We start from the raw sequence: 18671 nt of genomic DNA, 5'->3' as shown, positions 1-18671 counted from the left end.
CACAGCAGTAAAACCAGGTGACATCTGGACACTTGATATCACCTGGCTAAATGGACCAGCTAGGGGTATCTATTACTACGCCTATGTGATCATCGACCTTTATTCGAGGAAGATAGTCGGATGGGAAGTATACGAATCCGAAAGCTCTGAGCAGCTAAAGAGAGTCGTAAAGCGAGCAATGGCTAGAGAGAATATGGTCCCGAAGGTGATCCACAGCGACAATGGATCACCCATGAAGGGGTGGTCACTAGTTGAGTACTTATATGAGCTAGATGTAAATATATCGAGGTCACGGCCTCGGGTATCAAATGACAACGCTCATATTGAGTCGCTCTTTAAGACGGTGAAGTACTTTCCAAGCTATCCCTATGGAGGATTTGCCACAATAGAAGAATCGCGTAAGTGGATGAGTGACTTCGTTGATCACTACAACAACGACCATCAGCACTCTGGCATCAAATTCGTAACTCCACAACAAGCACACAGTGGCGAACATATTGAGCTACTAAATAGACGGCGCGAGCTCTACGAGGGAGCTCGCAAATCCAAACCAGGACTTCTGGATCTCGGGCAAATGCAGAGACTGGGATCCAGTATCAGAGGTACCTATTATTCCTACGAATAAGTCGGTTGGAGATGGACCAAAAGGGAGACGAAAGGAGGTAGCTTAGATTGTGCGAAAGTGACAACTTCCTTGGCAGGCTCCGGAGTCGAAATGGAGTGATCGACCTGTGAATCTCAATAAATGTGTACCTTTGAGTCGATGGCAGCGATGGCTTTTGATTTGGCTTTGTAGCCATCGAGGTTCTGGTAGTTGTTTTCCCGGTTGTTTGATGTTCGACTTCGGTATTTGAGGGCAGTTGGTAAATGCTGCAGAGGAGTTAAATCTTTTAATTTCTGTAACGCCTCTATCGCAAGCATCGTTTCTATAAGCAGTTGTGAATGATGACTTTTTAGTAGCGAGGTTAGACAAAGGACTTTTGCTCCTTGTGGCGATGGTGAAGGATCGACGACATAACTCACTAGGCGGATCGCGCATTGATGGTGTGATGGTGGATCGATATGGCAATTAGATAGCCAGGGGAACACTTTTTTTGCGATGAACATGGAAATTAATGACGGGACGGACCTAATCAACGCTCCGTTTGAAGGGAAAATAAGATGAACTTGAAATTTTTAACGACTAAGGCTGTCTTGGCTGGGGCCTCAGCTGTTATGGTCACAGCGACCGCGGCCGCGGCCGCTACCGGTGCTTTGCCAGGACCAATTCAGGGTGCTATGTCGCTTACTGCAGCGAGCATAGGGATCTCATTGCCATCTGGCAGTACTACCTCAACCACCACAGCATCGACTACCTCAACCACCACAGCATCGACTACCTCAACCACCGCAGCACCGACTACCTCAACCACCGCAGCACCGACTACCTCAACCACCGCAGCACCGACTACCTCAACCACCGCAGCACCGACTACCTCAACCACCGCAGCACCGACTACCTCAACCACCGCAGCACCGACTACCTCAACCACCGCAGCACCGACTACCTCAACCACCGCAGCACCGACTACCTCAACCACGATCCCTATCGTGTCGTGTGCTGGTTCTGGTAGTGGTGGTGCATTGACGACAACCAGCGGTTCAAGTGCTGGCTCGGTGTTAGTGGTGAATCCTGCCGGTAAAGAGGTTGAGTGTGACAATGCGCCCAAGGTTAGCGGTGGCGATGGTCATTCGAAACACCAACAGAAGGATTCGACTGATCACGGTAATTCGCCTTCGTCTACAACTACTACTGTTCCAACGAGTACGACAACATCGTCTGTCTCAACTTCAACTACATTAGGATCTGGTTCGTCCTCAAGTGATAACTAGTCCATGTAGAGAAGAGACTTAACCTTTGAGCTATGCCTGAATCACTTTCTTAGATTTTTAGATCGTGATTCAGGCATATTTTTGCTAGTTAGGGTCCAGTTGGGCGTCCTTGGCAAGTGAGGTTTGCCGATTGAATTGGGCGTATTCTATGAGCTTCGACTCGATTTTTTTGTCCCCAATAGATAGGATTCGAAGCGCTAGAATTGCCGCATTGGTTGCATTGTCAATTGCAACGGTAGCCACTGGGACACCTCTTGGCATTTGGACGATCGACAATAGAGAATCTAATCCATCGAGTCGTCTGAGTGAAACCGGAACGCCTATCACTGGTAATGTAGTAGCGGCTGCGATCATTCCAGGGAGGTGCGCTGCGCCACCAGCACCGGCAATTATCACCTTGACCCCCTTGGCTCGTGCATTTGTGGCAAAGTCGAGCATCTCAAATGGCGTGCGGTGGGCTGACAGAATTCTCAACGTTGAGGACACCTCGAAGGCCTCGAGTACATCCTTTGCAACTTTCATGATTTCAAGATCGCTGTCAGATCCCATTGCTATGACGACGTCACTAATTTGTTCGTTCACGTAATCGATCCTTATCTTGTAGTTTTTTTATTTGTCTATGGCAAAAATAATACGGCTAGGTTCGCAACATGTTACTCGCACAGAGCAAATTCATGATTTGGATTGAAACCCTCATATATTTAGGATCTTTTGGATGGTCATTTCTCCGTCAATTATTAAGGCTAGAACGATTGTCGCCGAAAGAAAGATTGCGGTATTCAAATTTGGTAGTTTGAATACGATACGGTTATCCGATTGTCGTATAGGTGGTCGTTGAATTGAAGTTGACTAGGAATATTGGCCTACTCTCGAAGATGGATCTTCCGACCCGCGAGCGGGCTGGCATCTTTGGGGCTCTTCAACTTATTGCATTGAATTTAATCGGACTTTGCCTCCTCCCGTCGGTGGATTATTTTGGTGCGAATGAGCCTTTCTCGCTAATTATTTTGCTAGTTGGTCTATTTGTGGGAAGCATTTTTTTGGGGCTACCGTGGCGCAAACTTGACCAAAGGGTTAATCTTTTGATTTCGATTGCAGCCTTTATCGAGATCGGACTCCTGGGACCGCTTTTTAGGGGTGGGTTTTTTGTTCTTCCACCACTTATTTTGATGATTTATGTATACATTGGACTGATGCAGGATCCGAGGTTGATCGTTGTAAACGCAGCGATTGCTTTTTTTGCTTCAATTCCATTACTTTCGGGATTGCAAGTCCAAAGATGGCTCGCCGTTGGCGTTATCTCTCAATTGGTTGGCCTCGAAGTTGCCCTCTCTCTAGTATTACTTCGTTCGCATGAGATTCAAAAGAAGCGGATCAACGATTGGCTTCTGAGCGGATTCTCTGATGTTGCTAAAACGGGGCGAACTATTGATACCATGACCTATGTTGCTAAACACATCGATGGATTGCTGTCAACTTTTGGCGTTGTCTTGGCGATCTGGCAGAAAGGCTCGAGGTTTGGTTCGATACAGTTTGCAACTTCCTTTCCTGAGCGGGAGACATCGAAGTCTGTAACCTCCAATTTAGTGAGTTCCGATGGTAGGTCGGGTTTTATTGAAGCCTCTAGAAGCAAAGAGACGATCTTTGTTCCTAATACTGCATTGTCGGATCTGGACCGAAGTGCGGTAGAGATCTTCGGCTATTCAAGTGCACTTTTTATGCCGCTCGCCACCGAGACTGTTCTTAGTGGAGCGGTTGGTATCTATTGGAAGCGAAGTGCTCCAAAGCCCGAGGCAGATTTAATTGCGGCGATCTCATCATTTTTGGGCGAGGCGGCCAGGGTGATTGCCACTCAATATGAAAATGAGGAGTTAGCCACTAAGATTCGATTTGATGAGCTTACCGCGCTCTATAGCAGGCGAGCGTTTTTTGGAGAGTTGAATAATCTCGGTGACAATGACTCACTCGCTTTTTTTGATCTTGACCACTTCAAAGTATTAAACGATACTTTGGGCCACGCCCAAGGCGATCTCGAGCTCTATGAATTTGGTCGCATATTGCTTGGCGAGGTTCGTAATGAGGACTTGCCATGTCGCTACGGAGGCGAAGAATTTGTTGTCATTTTGCGCAATTGCGACGAGTCGGACGCGAGACTATTTGTGGATAGAGTTCGAATTAGCTGGAAGGCCGTAGGCAGAGTAACCTTTTCTGCTGGTATAGCGTGCATGCAACCGGGTGCGGCGCCGCCAAGCGTTTTGCTCGCAGCCGACAGGGCAATGTATGGGGCTAAATCGCGTGGTCGTAATGCAACTGTTATCGGCAGTATCTCAGCGATTGACCAAACAGGTTCGATTCCGTCAGAGATCTCATTTAGAGTTTGACCGCACGAAGTCTTTGTTAGATTCAATCATGCCATTGCGATCCAAATCTTCGAAAAGGCGAATAAATGGGGCCTAGATTTCCACCTTACTTAAGCTGAAATGACTGATTTGCATAAAGCGGTTTAGTTTTGTAGTGCGTCGGCAATAGCTTGATTTGCCTTTGCGAGTGCATCTGTGGCGGTAGAACCTAGAGCAGTAATGTGGCCCAGTTTACGTCCATCCCTGGGAGTTTTGCCGTAGAGATGCACTTTGATATCTGGAGTTTTAGTAAGTTTTCCCAAATCGACTTGATAAGGAAGGTCGTTTTGGTTGCCTATGATATTTACCATCGCCGCCCCTTGTCGTAGGTTGGTCGACCCAAGCGGCAGATCCAAGATGGCTCGCAGATGATTTTCAAATTGCGATGTCACGCAAGCTTCGATTGTAAGATGGCCACTATTGTGAGGTCTCGGAGCCATTTCGTTGATTAATATCTGATCGCCAACGACAAACATCTCGATGGCGAGTATTCCAACCGCACCAGTCATCTCTGCGATTTGGAACCCTAGATTAGAGGCTCTGTCGATAAGTTCTTCTGGGATTGAAGAAGGTGCGGATACATGGTGGCAAATTGAATTGATTTGAAAGGTATCTAAAACCGGGTATGAGACCATTTGGCCGCTTCTAGCTCGTACTATTAGTACAGCTATCTCCTGGGTTATATCGAGTCGTTCCTCAACGACTACTTCAAAGTCACGAGGTAGCTTCGAGGATAATGACTCTAATTCAGATCGATTATTTACATAGAAGATTCCGCGGCCATCGTAACCTCCATGAGAAGATTTTATGACGCAAATTCCGCCAAGATCTTCAATTGCGAGAGTTAATTCTTGGAGGTTATGAGCTATGTGAAATTTGGGGGTAGGCAGCTTGTGTTCGGCCATCATCCGTCGCGAAACTGATTTACGTGCAGCCAATTCTAAAGTATTTGCACTGGGGAAGAACTTGGTGTGATGGTCATCAATTTGTCGCAGCGTGCTAGCTGGCACTAATTCGTGGTCAAATGTAATCAAATCACAATCGGTGGAAAATTTTGAGAGCTCTTCGAAGGTAAATTCTTTCACTCTCGTCGTCCGCGGTACAAAGTTCGGTGCAGATTCATCTGATTCAAGTGCTAGGAGCCTGAAATCAAGACCAAGAGAAATGCCAGCTTGGACCATCATTTGAGCTAATTGGCCGCCTCCTATGATTCCTATGACAGTCATATCTCTCGATCTTTCCTTTTACACACGGGGTTATAGTTTATGCGAATAATTGTGCGTGTAATGAAGCGATTGCATTCCTAAACCTGAATCTTTATCTCGGCACGACAATGTAAGTGACGATCCAAGATAATTTAAAACGAGACGTCGCTTAGCTCTGGAACCGATCGTAGGCTCTTAGCCTTGGACTCCTTCCACCTCTCTCGTCGGTCGATCCATTCCTTGGATTCCCTTTCGATCTGTGGGCGTAACATCACTGAGCCTCGTTGTAATTGATGAGAGTAATCTTCAATTGCAACCTCATTTAATTGCGAGAGGGCGAGTATGGCCGAGCCAAGGGTCGTAGATTCGCGCATAGGAGAGATGTTCAATGTCAAACCCGTTGCATTGGCGACCAGCGCGAGAAAATTCTCATTGAGTGTCATCCCACCGTCAACTCGAAGGTCGTTGATTGGGAGGTTGGTATCTTTTTCGGTCGCTTGCACTAAGTCGGCGGCAATTTGAGCGATGCCATCGAGAGTGGCAGCTAGCAGTGCCGTGCGATCGGTCGATAATGTGAGTCCCTGAATTGAGGTGCGTGCTCCGAAGTCCCACTCCGGAGTGCCAAAGCCCGCGCTTGCTGGAACAACATAGGTCCTAGAGGTATCCCTAAAGTTTTTGTCAAAGTTATTTGCATCTTCAAGCGATTTAATTATTCCAGTTGAGACGAGCCAATTTATGATGGATCCTGAACCTAGTGCTATGGCCTCACTCGCCCAATTGACTTGATCCATATGGGTATATGCAACGACAGGGAAGGTGCCGTTTTCCAGGCGCCTGGTTGTTGGCGGGGGAGTCTTGCCTTGATTTTGGTCAAGCATCGTACCTGTCCCAAAGGTTATCTTTGTGTCGCCCGGTTTGAATCCACTTTGGCCAATTAGCGATGCTTGTTGATCTCCAATGGTTCCAAGTATTGGTAGAGTACGTGCATCAATAGTCGCATCCCCTAGGTGCGAAGCACTGGGAAGCATCTTGGGGAGACATTCAAGATTGATCCCGACGTTCGCAAGGACCTTGGTGCTCCAAGAAAGATCTGTCTCTTGGATGAAGCCGGTCATTGCAGCGTTTGTGTGATCGGTTACGAATGACTTTCCATTGGTTAGGTGCCATATCAAGTAGGAATCAAGTGTCCCGAAGCATAAGTCATCGTGTTCGGCTGGATCTACAAGCGAAAACAGATATGCCGCCTTGGTGACACTTTGATTTGGAGCAATTGGTAGACCATTTTGGGCTAGCGCAATGCAAAGGGGGGCAGTGCGTAGGTCCATCCATGAGAGGATGGGGCCAACGCACTGGCCGGTCGATCTGCGCCAAACGGCAGTCGTCGCTCTTTGATTGGCTATTGAGATGGCATCAATCGAATTAGAATGGGTAAGGCCCTTTGAGATGACAGCTTTGGCGCTCTCGATGAACTCTTTGCCATCATATTCAACAAAATTCGGTATTGGAGTCTTTGGCCATATGGGAGTTGACCAAGCGGCACCTACTTGAAGATCATCAAAGACAATGGAGGCTTTGATGCTGGACGATCCGATGTCCACGGCAAGAATTTCATGTCGATTCAACATCGCGTCTTTAGGAGTCCTTCCAATTGGTAAATTTCGGCGTTAATATATGCAATTTGTCGTTGCCCTAATTTTGCATAAGGATTCTAGGGCAATTTATGCTTTAGAACTATCGAGAATTTCAGGTGGTAACTCTCTTGCGAGATCGTTGGAAAAGGCCATCGATAGGTTATCTTTTTCCACTTTGGTCAATTCAAGGATTTCGCCAAGGATTTCTAGGACCGGTTTTGAAAGCTCCATTGCAGCGCGCTGGTCCAAAATTCCAACGCGAACACGCCTAAGAAGAATATCCGAGAGCGTCAGAGCATCAGTCTCGACTATCAGCGCGACTATATCTTCCCGAGAGATGTCCCATCCGATCCCTGGAACTAACGATTTTCTTGCAGAATCTGGCGTTGGACTCTGTGGATCGATATGGGCAGGTGATCTTAACTTTATTCGCTTTGAAATTGACTTTGTGGCACGTCCGTCTTTTGTATCCAAGGCATCGATAGCATCCGAAGCCATCTTTCGATAGGTTGTGAGTTTCCCCCCAGTAATAGAGATCATTCCCTCGGGTGATGTGACAACCTTGTGGCGTCTTGATAGATCTTTGGTTCTCTCACTGAGCGCCTTTGAATCTTTCGGTTGTGAGACCAGGGGCCTCACGCCGACCCAAGCGCCTGTGATGTCAGACTTTGAAAGTGGGGTGTCTAGTGAGTAGTTGACTGCCCCTAGGAGGTACTCAACGTCGTCCATGGTGGTTTCGACCCTCTCTTTCCCAAGGTCAGTGTCTGTCGTTCCAACGTAGGTATAATCGCCCCAAGGCAACAGAAAGATCGTTCGAGAGTCATTTGGAACCGGCAGGACGTAAGCGACCTTCGCAGGTAGGACCTTCTGCGAAAAGACTATGTGAACGCCTTTGGCCGGTCGTATCTCAAACGGTGGTTTCTCTTTTAGTTGCGCCATGATCTGGGTGGCCCATGCTCCCGAAGCGTTTATGATGGTCCGGGCGCTTATCTCAAACTCTTGGCCTTCATCCTTGGAGCCCGGTGAATTATCACGGACGCGGTAGCCTTTGATTTTGTTGTTTTCTCCAAAGATGGGACTTATCGCTTCGACGTAGTTTGCAGCAGTCGCGGAATATCGAGTCCTGGCGGTATTTATGGCCGCGAGGGTAAGGGCTACATCATCTGCCCAGGCGTCATGGTATAAAAATGCGCTCGAAAAATTGTCACTGCGAAGGCGAGGAAACATTGATTTCGCGATCGATTTGTCCATGCGCTTGTGGAACGCTCCGATGCGAAAGCCGCCGGTTAGGTCGTATCCCCATAGCGCTGCCATGTAGGCTGGGGCCCCAAAGGGACCAAAAGGGCTGGCGGTCTTTCTGATCGGCAAGACAAAATCAAGCTTTGAGACCAGTTCTGGGGCGTTCGAAAGTAGTCGCGATCGTTCGGCAAGATTTTCATAAACTAGGGCGATTTCGCCTTGAGCTAGGTAACGAAGGCCACCGTGAATCAGTTTTGAAGACGCTGATGAAGTGCCGGAGGCAAAATCTCTTGCCTCTATCAGTGCTGCGCTATATCCGCGCGAGGCTGCCTCCAAAAGTGCACCCGCACCAGTTATTCCGCCACCGATTATCAGGACGTCAAACTTCTTTTTCGACAATTCATCTAGTGATGCGCGCCTCTTTGGCGATGTGATAGACAATGTATCCTCTCCGATTTTTGATTTTGGCGCTAGCCTAAATTGTAAATCAATTTTGGTATAGATATGCCAAATCTTGAAAATGATGGTCGGTATCTTCCTGAGAAGGTACACGAAAACGAACGTGACGTTTTATTTACCTAAGTTGTAAAGTGTCATTTATTTTAGCCAATAGCCTATCTCGGTGGCGACGGCTCTCATTTTGGATAGATTGAGCGATGGCGAATCGGCCCCCCCCAAAAAAAAGGCCTACAAAGCATCTCTTTCCCGGAGCAATCGATATGGAAGTGTTTGTGCTTTTGGCGCATCGCTGTTTGTCTTCTTTGGAGTTGCTTCCAAATCGCTTAGGATTCTTTCCTAGCGGGAGCTAATTTCGGGATACCCCTTGGATGGATTAAATTGGAGTTGGCCCTGATTTGGATTTTCATCTTTTACCATCATGAGACGCCTTAGTTGCTTGATTCGATATGAAACTGCGATGAATCGACTTCGACTAGTTGGTCCAACATAGCACCTGTGGCTTTCATGTTGCTCAAATGGTCCCTACGTAACTGAGGTTATCAATGGCGATTATTCGTCGATGGACGACGGAACGAATGTCAATTCCAGATAGGTGCTAAGACCTTATTGTAGCTGAGTGGTTATTCAGTCACTTTGATTGCGGCTTGGCTCAACTGAATCTTTTGCTCTTTTGCCCTGTTCGTGTAATCCCACTCAGACTTTGTTGGTCATGGTTTTTTGCACTTTGGTCTTTTGCTTCTATGTGGTGTTCGCTTTAAAGTATGGGGAGAAGATAGAGTTGAGGACTGGTCCTTATATCTGTATGGATTATCGTTTGTGAAGTTGCGCACTCGGGTCTGGGCCGCATGATCGAGATATTTGGACGAGGGAATCTCAAGGGACTTAGGCCTTCGTAGCACGAAATGATTACATGGAGAATTAATTAAATTTCTATCCCAAGGAATCTTATCTCTTGTCGACAGGTTATAACAACGGTCATTTATTGACATTTGTTAGTGAACGTAAATGACTGTTGATTAGATGGAAAGACAACTTGATGAAGAGCCCATCCGAGCTGACAGATGCTTTTCGAGCTGCTGGAAAAAAAGTTACACCTCAAAGAGCCAAGATCTTCCAGATTCTTTTTGAGAACCCAAATCACCCAAGCGCGGAGAGTGTCTTTGGTGAATTGGTAACTGAGATGTCCACCGTCTCGCTAAAGACCGTCTATCAAACTCTTGGTGAGCTCGTTGAGATGGGTGAGCTGAATGCTATTGATTTAGGGATCGGAGCTTTACGTTTTGACCCGAACCTAGATCAAGAACATCAGCACATGGTATGTTCGGTGTGTAAAGGTGTCTTCGACGTTGCTATTGAAACTCCAAAAGACATCGGCGTCCTTTCCCACAGAGTCGGTTTCTCGGTGGAGAGCGTTGAAATTACGGTTCGTGGAGTTTGTAAAACTTGCCGTAGTAGTAATGCTTCGAGCAATTGAGCTATTGTTCATTAAACCATCTAATTTAAATATCGCAATAAAACTAACTACAGCTTTCGAGTTGTTTTGAACAAGATTAGGAGAACTGAGCAAATGGCTGAGCTAAAAGGGACAAAGACCTCAGAGAATTTGAAGGAGGCCTTTGCAGGCGAATCCCAAGCAAATAGGCGCTATCTCTATTTTGCACAAAAGGCAGATGTTGAAGGATATCCAGATGTTGCATCTCTCTTTCGCGCTGTCGCAGATGGCGAAACGGGTCATGCTTTTGGCCACTTTGACTTTCTTGCTGATGGTGTAGGTGACCCAGTTACTGGAGTCGCTGTTGGGGCTACCGAAGACAACTTAAAGTCTGCCATTGAGGGTGAGACCTATGAATATACCGAGATGTATCCAGGCTTTGCGCGTACCGCTCGTGAAGAGGGATTTGACGAGATTTCTGAGTGGTTTGAGACACTTGCAAGGGCAGAAAAGAGCCATGCGGGTCGTTTTACTCAGGGACTTGAGTCACTGGCTTAAATAAGCTTTATTTTTGTAAGTTCTTAAAGTAGCAGCTATTTGAAAGACCATTGGTCTAGCCGCCTTCGCGGCTAGACCTGGTCTGATTATCTTGGAGAATGTACTTGACCATCACCTATGATCCAAAGAATCCGAAATACCACGATGAAGTAGATTTTCGTGGTGAGCTCGAGAGGGTATTTGACCTCTGTCACGGTTGTCGCCTTTGTTTGCACCTGTGTCCTTCTTTCCCGACACTATTCAATTTCATAGATTCATACGACGGTGACGTGGCCGCGATGACTCGAGCGCAATCCGATCAGGTCGTAGATGAGTGTTATCAATGCAAGTTATGTTATGTCAAGTGTCCATATGTGCCTCCTCACGAATGGGCGCTCGACTTTCCTAGACTGATGTTGCGAGCTAAGACGATTCGCAAAGAACGTGGAGAACAGACATTCATCGAAAAAGTCTCCGATAAGGTCCTTGGAAATACAGACCTGATCGGAATCGCTTCAGTGGCATTCTCGCCACTTGTCAATAAGTTGACAGATGTCCATTCAACCGCCAGCCGAAATCTTATGGAGAAAGGTTCAGGTATTGCAGCCGCTAGGGTCTTGCCACCCTATGCGAAAGAGAGATTTACTACGTGGTTTCGCAAGAGGCCAAGACCCTTTGTCTCAAATCGACGTGCCGATGCATCAGTCTTTCCAACTTGCTTTATTGAGTATATGGATCCCAAAATAGGCAAAGCGGTGGTCTCGGTCTATGAGCACAATGGGATTGGCTGCACTGTTGCTGAGCGCGCTAAGTGTTGCGGGGCACCTTGGCTCCATAGCGGTGATGTTGAAAAGTTTACAGAAGTTGCAAAGGCGAATGTTGAGGTACTAGATGCTGAAGTTCGAGCTGGTCGGTCTGTCGTCGTTGCCCAACCGACCTGTTCATATGTGATCAAGAGGGATTATCCAATCTATGTGGATACCGAGGCAGCTAAGAGGGTCTCTGAGGCCACCTATGACACCTCTGAGTTCTTCATGAAACAGTATCGACAGGACAAAGAGTCCATTGACCTTGAATTTCCCGGTGAGATTGCCCCAGACATCACCTATCACGCTCCTTGTCACCTTCAGGCTCAAAATATCGGCCTCAAGAGTCGAGATATGTTGAAGCTGACTGGTGCAAAGATCTCCGTGGTTATGAAGTGCTCAGGGATCGATGGGACATGGGGATATCGTGCGAAGAACTACGAACTCGCTAAGAAGGTCGCAGGTGGGCTAGCGCGTGCGATAGAAAAGACGCCGGCCACATCGATTTCGGGCGACTGCCACCTGGCCAACTATGCAATCACCGAAGAACTTTCTAAAAAGGTCGACCACCCAATGGTCATAATGGCTCGGGCTTATGGAATGAAGATCGATTAGCAGGTGAATCTATCTTTTTTATTGGCACTATCTGCTTGGACCGCGATAATTCCATAATTTTATTTATTCAAGATAAGCGTCAAAAGATATCAACTGGAGAATAGATGCAGCTTTTAACATTGGACGACATCGCTGATTTACGCGAGTATGAGAGAGTTCGAGATCAATATCGAAAAGAGATTATCTCACTAAAGAAAGATCGCCGTGTCTCGGTTGGGCCACTTCTTACCTTGATTTTTGAGAACCGCGAGACTATGAGGTTCCAAATTCAAGAGATGGCTCGCGCGGAGAAGATGGTTAGTGATGATCAGATCGAAACCGAATTGGCAATTTACAATCCTTTGATCCCAGCTAAGAATGAGTTGTCGGCTACCTTATTTTTGGAGCTTAGAACTCAGGAGGAATTGATGGAGTGGTTGCCAAAGCTAGTCGGAATTGAGGAGTCGGTAAAGCTTCAGATAAGCTTCGATGGCCAAGAGTATGAAGTCAATGCCACTACCGATCCAAGTCACAAAGAGCAACTAACTCGACAAGAGATGACCGCGTCGGTACATTACATTAAATTCAATCTTTCCCAGGAACAAGCTGATGCCTTTGCTAAAGGCGACGTCAAAGTTTGCTCTGGTCACCATTTTTATGATTTCGAGACACACCTATCGCCCCAATGCGTATCTTCGCTAGTCAAGGATTGGCAATAATTACCCTTGGGGGATTTTTTATCAAATCACGATTTTTCATTGGCTAAACTACGCTATTTCGGCTTTGGATCTCCGATAGAGGGTCGCTAAAACAACTATGCCATTTGTCCATTACTGCTATCTCAGAGATCGTCACACCGACGATCTCTGAGATACTTAGTTTTAGGGCCGTTTGCTGAAGGTTATAGCTCTTTACGAATGCACACTTTGGCCTTTTTAGCCTTGGCTATTGGTTGTCTGTTAATCAAAACATTCTCAGCAGATAAATTTGGAGATCGGAGTCTTTTTTTATTTGATTCCAGAGATGTTTCTTGACCTTTGGGCGTTACCGGGTCCGCCGTATGGGTAATCGCTAGCGCCAGGATCACTTGCTAGATTGAGTTCTTCAATTGAATCGTTGTCAAGGAGAAGATCTCCTGCGCCTAGGTTGTCATTTAACTGTTCTACGTTTCGACAGCCAAGTATTACGGAGCTGACAGAGGGGCGATCTCTCAACCATGCCAATGAGACTTGTGCCATTGTTGCATTAAAGTTCTTTGACGCTTTCTCTACGGCGGACAATACATCCCAGGTTCGTTCTTGACTGGAGCGTCGATAGTATGATTCAACTCCTCGATTCGGATTTTCACCAAGGCGTGTTGACCCAGTTGGGATCTGGTCTCTCTTATATTTGCCCGTAAGCCATCCGCCACCTAGCGGGGACCAAGGAAGAAGACCAACTCCATTTTCGAGGCAGGCTGGGATGATTTCCCATTCGATCTCTCTCGCAAGCAAATTATATTGAGGCTGGAGGGTCACAGGTGTATCGAGATGTCGATTTAGAGATAGATCTACAGTCTTTTGAAGTTGCCAGCCGGTGAAGTTTGACAGGCCGAAGTATCTGATTTTCCCAGCTGATACTGCATCGTTGAGGCACGAAAGAGTCTCTTCCAATGGTGTCCATGGATCCCAGGCGTGAACTTGGTAAAGGTCTATTGTCTCCAATCCAAGGCGCATCAGCGATGCATCGATGGCCTTTGTCAAATGACGACGGGAGAGACCAGCATCATTTGGTCCGCTTCCCGTTGGGAACCGACCCTTAGTGGCAATTATCACCTGATCGCGTTGGAATGGCGTTGTCTTTTTCAGCCATCTGCCAATGATCGATTCGGATTGGCCCTGTGTGTAGACGTCGGCTGTATCTATAAAGTTTCCTCCGGCCTCCATAAAGGTATCCAACTGCGCAAAGCTCTCGTTTTCGTCGGTCTCGTTTCCAAAGGTCATGGTGCCCAAGCAGAGTACTGAAACTGAGCATCCACTCGATCCCAGGGTCCGGTAGTTCATCTTTAGAGTCTCCTTAAAGTGGCTTTCTTTTTCAACGAAACTAGCGCAATGGCAGGTCTCTTGAGCGGTTTTTCTCGTTTTATACGTAATTAATTTCACTCTTGGCGAAAAGGCGGCCTCGCTTGTTTGGCGATGGCAAATGTACGGACCTTTCACGTTTAGTGAAAACAATGCGTGCAAATAGTAAAAATCAACCATTTATCGTTAAAGATTTGTTTTAATTGCGATTGCCTCTTTACAATGAGTGAAATCTGTCACATAATCGTGTTAATGATGAATTGCGCTGTGCGATGCATTTTTCGCTAGTGGGTGCACAGTGGATCGTTTTTGGGGGTAGTTGATGCAAGTCCAAACGTGGCGAGAGAACGCCGCATGCAAAGGGGTACGGCCGAGTCTTTTTTATCCGGAAGACGAATTGGAAGAGCGCAAAGCCAAGGCTATTTGCAACCTTTGCAGGGTGAAAGATCGTTGCTTGGAGTTCGCTCTGGCTAGCGGGGAGTCAGAAGGGGTTTGGGGCGGTCTGAATACTCGTCAAAGGAGACGACTCGCAAGAGCCCGTCGCGAACTTAAGGTGTACGTTGGGCTTTGAGCGATGCTAGCTTCGGAGCGGTAATTTGCGAAATGGGTTGGCTCTTTGAAGCGCCGTTTTTTTTATCGATCGTATCCCAGTAGCAATATATCTTGTAGAGCTGTGAGGTTTCTACTATGTTATCTGAAGCTCCCTTATCTTGCTGATTGGTAACTGGGCTCTTAACCCAAGACCATGGCTGGAGAATTTTGCGAAGTCGGGGTTTTGGCGATTTTGGGGCCCTGCGATAGGGTATTTTGGATTTCATGGCGATGGCAGTTCGAGCCATTCGATTGCCATGGGGAGTTTGCTTTGAAATGTTTGTCTCTTGCACAATTGTCAAGGCCTCTTTGTTATCGCGCAATAGTCAGTCTGGCAACAGATTCGAAGCCCCCAAAGTGTTAGCCTAATTTGATGTTCTGCGAGAGTTAGCTCTATGTTGATCAGAGATTCTCCAGTAAAACTGGAAATGGGTTGTCCTTTTTGACCTAGCGTTCAAAAGGTCTGTGGTTTGATGAAAGGGATGGTAGGTAGATAGATGGTCGGATCCAAGCGTATATTGAACCGAGAGCATTTGAGGGGCTTGATCGCAGAACAAGAGGTTCAGTTCTACGATAGAACCGCAAATTCCAGGGCCCTTTTTGAAGAGTCATCCAAAGTGCTCCTTGGGGGAGTGCCAATGAGCTGGATGAATAAGTGGATCGGCGGATACCCGGTTTTTTTCAAATCTGCTACTGCCAATAGGATCTTTGACGTTGATTCCCGCGAATATATTGATTTTTGTCTTGGGGATACTGGGGCCATGGCAGGTCATTCCCCGTTATCCACGGTTAGCGCAATTACTCAGAGAATTGGCCTACTCGGCGGTATCACCACAATGCTTCCAAGTGCCGATTCCGTGCTCGTAGGCAAGAACCTCTCAGAGCGCTTTGGACTGGATTTGTGGCAGTTCACCCTCTCTGCTACGGATGCAAATAGATTTGTAGTGCGTTTGGCGCGGCAGATTACAGGCCGAGGCAAGGTGATGGTCTTTTCCTATTGCTATCACGGTACCGTTGATGAAACCTTTGTGGTCTTAGAAGACGGGGTTACTAGATCGCGGGCCGGGAATGTTGGACCAAGTGTTGATCCATCTTCGACAACTGTCGCTGTTGAGTTCAACGATTTAGATGGCGTGAAAAAGGCGTTGGCAACTGGCGAGATTGCATGCATTTTGATGGAACCCGCCATGACTAATATAGGCATTGTCCTACCAGAAGATGGTTTTGTAAAAAGCGTGATCGAGGCGGCCCACGAAGTTGGTTCGTTGGTTGTAATTGACGAGACCCACACCTTTTCTGCTGGTTGGGGCGGCTGTACCCGAGAATGGGATCTGCATCCTGATTTTTTGACGATTGGCAAATCTCTAGGGGGTGGCGTTCCCTTTGGTGCTTTTGGGATTACTACAGAGGTTGCTGAGCGAATTAATTCTCAAACTGGTGTGGACTATGTAGACACCGGGGGAATAGGAGGCACTTTGGCGGGGAATGCCCTATCTCTGGCCGCAGCGAGAGCGACTTTGCTTGAAGTCTTTACCAAGGAAACCCAGGAGGCAATGAATGCGCTCTCAGCACAGTTTGCATCCGGGGTACAGCGCGTCATAGACGGGGCCGATCTTCCTTGGACAATTTCTACTTTGGGTGCTCGTAGCGAGTATCGATTTACTCCAGTGCTTCCAGTAAGTGGTGGTGAGTCAGCTGCTTCAGCCGATGAGGATCTTGATACCTACATGCATCTATTTATGGCAAATCGAGGGATTTTGATGACTCCTTTTCACAACATGGCACTCATGTCCCCTAAGACGACTCTTGAAGATGTTTTGTTCCATGGCCAAGTCTTTGAAGAAGCAGTAAGTGCAATCGCATGGATTTGAAGGATCTGGTATCTCGGTTTTCGTATTTGTGGATTGATTGATCCAGAGTCCTTTTTTGGACGTCTCGTCGTTCGAGAAAGCCTTTTCGAACTTCGTTTCTCAACTCTTGGATGTACCAAGGTGAAACTGTTTGTGAGTGGCTAGCTAGTTACCTCTTACTTGATACGCGACTAAGGTTATTACATAACCGTATACAGATAATTATATCTGTATACGGTTATTCGCGGAGATGACGCAATGAGACCCGACACGTTTTCATTACCGAGCAAGCTTAAGGAGCTTCCTTGGTTCACCTACGCCGATGCCAAGAAAAGTGGCTTACCACGGCAGTCGCTCTACCATTTACGAGATAAAGGAGAAATCGCGCAGTTGGCCCGTGGTATTTACCAAGCAACGGAAGCTAGTGACACAGATCCTTCCCTCATCGCTGCTGCAGCGTTACGTCCCGAAGCGATGCTATGCCTCCAGTCAGCTCTCGCTAGACACGACTTGACAGACGAGATTCCGAGGACGATTGACCTGGCGCTGCCTCGAAGCAAGAGACACCCGGCAATCAACGGACCAATCCGGTGGCACTCGTTCGATGTGGGTACCTTCGAGATCGGACGAACAGAGATTGAGATTTTCCGAGGAATTTTGATGGGCATCTATACGCCTGAGCGCTGCATTATCGATGCGTTCCGGCTGCGCGGAAAAGAAGGATACGAGACGGCGAACGAGGTTCTAAAGTGATGGCTTAAGACGTCTGGTTCGCAACCATCAACGCTATTGCGTATGGCGCAGACGTTCCCGAGGACCATCGGGCCACTTCGACATGCGCTTGAAATACTACTATGACCTTTGACCCGACGACAATATCAAAACTAAAAGCGTTCCGGGTGTGAAACTGGTCCTCCACTTCTTTGGGGGCTCACGCTACCCCAAATCCACACCGACTAGCGAGGAGACCTTATCTTGTGTAACTCCCGGATTCTCCCTAATACCTGAATCCGCTAGCGCGTTTTTTTTCAAGCGTCGGTAGCGAAAGCAGTCTTGCCTTGAAGCGCTTGGTCATAATTGTCAGCCCAATCTCCGCCGTGCGTCATGAATGAAAGAGGTTGTAAATCGCCTACAAGCTGATAACAATCACACTGCAATGCTACATAGATGATGGAACTACGCCCTCCGGGATCGCCTTTTGGGAGGAGATTCCAAACCACCTTATCGATAATGGCACGGGGCATTAGCTAAAGAGCGTTGTTCAAAGAGCGTTGTCCAAAGCGGTACTAAAAAAGTTAGAGCAATGACTCTTTCAGGTATGAGTTAAGAAGACGAGTGAAAACAAACCACTGACGAAGCGTTCGAAATTGGTATGGATGATGTCGAAACCGAGGGACGTCGAACTTTCGGGACAACTTGGAGACTAACCCAATTAGTGCTCCCCTTGGCTATATGGGGGCATCCGGCGTGTAGGTGGCGTGAGCTTAACATCAGGCGTTTATGTGGAACATGAGAACCCAGTCCTAGACGTTCTTGGCTAAGGCCACATGGGCTAAGCCCAAAGATGAGGAAAAACCTACAAGTTGCAGATCAACAAGAGGGAAAGTACCAAATGCCTATGGATTGGGGGCGGACCATCCCGTAGTAGCTACGAAGTCCTTGTAATGAGGATGTAAGCCAAAGAGATGGAGTAAACAGCAGATCTAGTTGTAATTGGCAAATGAACAACTTCTCAAGGTAAAAGTTGAGGGGGAGGGATCAAATGACAAGACCACGACAAGAAAAAGCTTTTGACAAAAGACAAGTACGTCGTACTTAAAGCATACAAAGAGGCAAAAGCCAATCACAATAGACACAAAGCGAGCACCAGGGATTGATAAGCAGTCCATCTCAGTCTTTGAGATGGATCTAAAGAACAATCTCTACCAACTCTGGAATCGAATGGCTTCTGGAAGTTATTTTCCAGCGGCAACTAGATATGTCGAGATAGACAAGT

17 protein-coding genes are annotated in these 18671 nt (G+C 47.1%); 9 read left to right on the top strand and 8 right to left on the bottom strand.

From position 1 onward, the window contains the following. Positions 1-625: DDE-type integrase/transposase/recombinase (locus AXFE_RS14700; protein WP_152626126.1), on the top strand; the 625-nt coding region annotated here is incomplete at its 5' end. A 113-nt stretch (positions 626-738) separates the two neighbouring features. Here AXFE_RS14700 and AXFE_RS19510 read toward each other — a convergent pair. The 3 genes from AXFE_RS19510 to purE form a co-directional block, all read right to left on the bottom strand. Further along, positions 739-1023 (bottom strand): hypothetical protein, encoded by a 285-nt coding sequence (locus AXFE_RS19510; RefSeq protein ID WP_152626125.1) that lies wholly within the window; start codon positions 1021-1023, stop codon positions 739-741. 245 nt (positions 1024-1268) lie between these two features. Next, positions 1269-1700 carry a hypothetical protein gene (locus AXFE_RS20845; RefSeq protein WP_235347842.1) on the bottom strand — a complete coding sequence of 144 codons (432 nt, stop codon included), beginning with the start codon at positions 1698-1700 and terminating at the stop codon, positions 1269-1271. Positions 1701-1956: 256 nt separating this feature from the next. Beyond that, on the bottom strand, positions 1957-2421 hold the full coding sequence (gene purE / locus AXFE_RS14690; RefSeq protein ID WP_052606708.1) for a 5-(carboxyamino)imidazole ribonucleotide mutase: 465 nt from the start codon (positions 2419-2421) through the stop codon (positions 1957-1959). Between the two features lie 290 nt (positions 2422-2711). Between purE and AXFE_RS14685 the strand changes: the two genes are divergently transcribed. Then, positions 2712-4253 (top strand): GGDEF domain-containing protein, encoded by a 1542-nt coding sequence (locus tag AXFE_RS14685; protein WP_052606705.1) that lies wholly within the window; start codon positions 2712-2714, stop codon positions 4251-4253. A 122-nt stretch (positions 4254-4375) separates the two neighbouring features. Here AXFE_RS14685 and AXFE_RS14680 read toward each other — a convergent pair whose 3' ends face one another. The 3 genes from AXFE_RS14680 to AXFE_RS14670 all read right to left on the bottom strand — a co-directional run bounded on the left by AXFE_RS14680 (position 4376) and on the right by AXFE_RS14670 (position 8787). Then, complete coding sequence (locus AXFE_RS14680; RefSeq protein WP_052606704.1) at positions 4376-5497, bottom strand: 5-(carboxyamino)imidazole ribonucleotide synthase; 1122 nt, start codon at positions 5495-5497, stop codon at positions 4376-4378. 131 nt (positions 5498-5628) lie between these two features. Then, positions 5629-7101, bottom strand: a complete 1473-nt coding sequence (locus tag AXFE_RS14675; RefSeq protein ID WP_052606703.1) for an FGGY family carbohydrate kinase — start codon at positions 7099-7101, stop codon at positions 5629-5631. A gap of 93 nt (positions 7102-7194) precedes the next feature. Then, complete coding sequence (locus AXFE_RS14670; protein ID WP_160291886.1) at positions 7195-8787, bottom strand: glycerol-3-phosphate dehydrogenase/oxidase; 1593 nt, start codon at positions 8785-8787, stop codon at positions 7195-7197. A gap of 1054 nt (positions 8788-9841) precedes the next feature. On the opposite strand from AXFE_RS14670, the gene AXFE_RS14665 reads away from it, so the two are divergent. From AXFE_RS14665 to AXFE_RS14650, 4 genes are all read left to right on the top strand, one after another. Further along, entirely contained in the window at positions 9842-10279 is a 438-nt protein-coding gene (locus AXFE_RS14665) for a Fur family transcriptional regulator (RefSeq protein ID WP_052606701.1), read from the top strand. A 93-nt stretch (positions 10280-10372) separates the two neighbouring features. Next, complete coding sequence (locus tag AXFE_RS14660) at positions 10373-10795, top strand: rubrerythrin family protein (RefSeq protein ID WP_052606700.1); 423 nt, start codon at positions 10373-10375, stop codon at positions 10793-10795. A 104-nt stretch (positions 10796-10899) separates the two neighbouring features. Beyond that, positions 10900-12195 (top strand): heterodisulfide reductase-related iron-sulfur binding cluster, encoded by a 1296-nt coding sequence (locus AXFE_RS14655; protein WP_052606699.1) that lies wholly within the window; start codon positions 10900-10902, stop codon positions 12193-12195. Between the two features lie 104 nt (positions 12196-12299). After that, on the top strand, positions 12300-12893 hold the full coding sequence (locus AXFE_RS14650; RefSeq protein ID WP_052606698.1) for a DUF3501 family protein: 594 nt from the start codon (positions 12300-12302) through the stop codon (positions 12891-12893). A 288-nt stretch (positions 12894-13181) separates the two neighbouring features. On the opposite strand, the gene AXFE_RS14645 is transcribed toward AXFE_RS14650, so the two are convergent. After that, a complete protein-coding gene (locus AXFE_RS14645) occupies positions 13182-14216 on the bottom strand; it encodes an aldo/keto reductase (RefSeq protein WP_052606697.1) in 1035 nt (344 codons plus the stop codon). A 340-nt stretch (positions 14217-14556) separates the two neighbouring features. Here AXFE_RS14645 and AXFE_RS18650 point away from each other — a divergent pair, with 340 nt between their 5' ends. The 3 genes from AXFE_RS18650 (at position 14557) to AXFE_RS14630 (ending at position 17428) form a co-directional block, all read left to right on the top strand. Further along, complete coding sequence (locus AXFE_RS18650; RefSeq protein WP_082058797.1) at positions 14557-14805, top strand: WhiB family transcriptional regulator; 249 nt, start codon at positions 14557-14559, stop codon at positions 14803-14805. Positions 14806-15322: 517 nt separating this feature from the next. Next, positions 15323-16696, top strand: coding sequence for a transaminase (locus AXFE_RS14635; RefSeq protein WP_082058796.1), 1374 nt, complete (start codon positions 15323-15325; stop codon positions 16694-16696). Between the two features lie 237 nt (positions 16697-16933). Then, complete coding sequence (locus AXFE_RS14630) at positions 16934-17428, top strand: type IV toxin-antitoxin system AbiEi family antitoxin domain-containing protein (protein WP_052606695.1); 495 nt, start codon at positions 16934-16936, stop codon at positions 17426-17428. A 275-nt stretch (positions 17429-17703) separates the two neighbouring features. Here AXFE_RS14630 and AXFE_RS20120 read toward each other — a convergent pair whose 3' ends face one another. Continuing rightward, positions 17704-17919 (bottom strand): hypothetical protein, encoded by a 216-nt coding sequence (locus AXFE_RS20120; protein ID WP_052606694.1) that lies wholly within the window; start codon positions 17917-17919, stop codon positions 17704-17706. Positions 17920-18671 lie beyond the last annotated feature (752 nt).

Source organism: Acidithrix ferrooxidans (genome assembly GCF_000949295.1).
GTDB classification, from domain to species: domain Bacteria; phylum Actinomycetota; class Acidimicrobiia; order Acidimicrobiales; family Acidimicrobiaceae; genus Acidithrix; species Acidithrix ferrooxidans.
The sequence above is the reverse complement of the archived record's forward strand: the minus strand, read 5'-3'. Positions and strand labels throughout refer to the sequence as shown.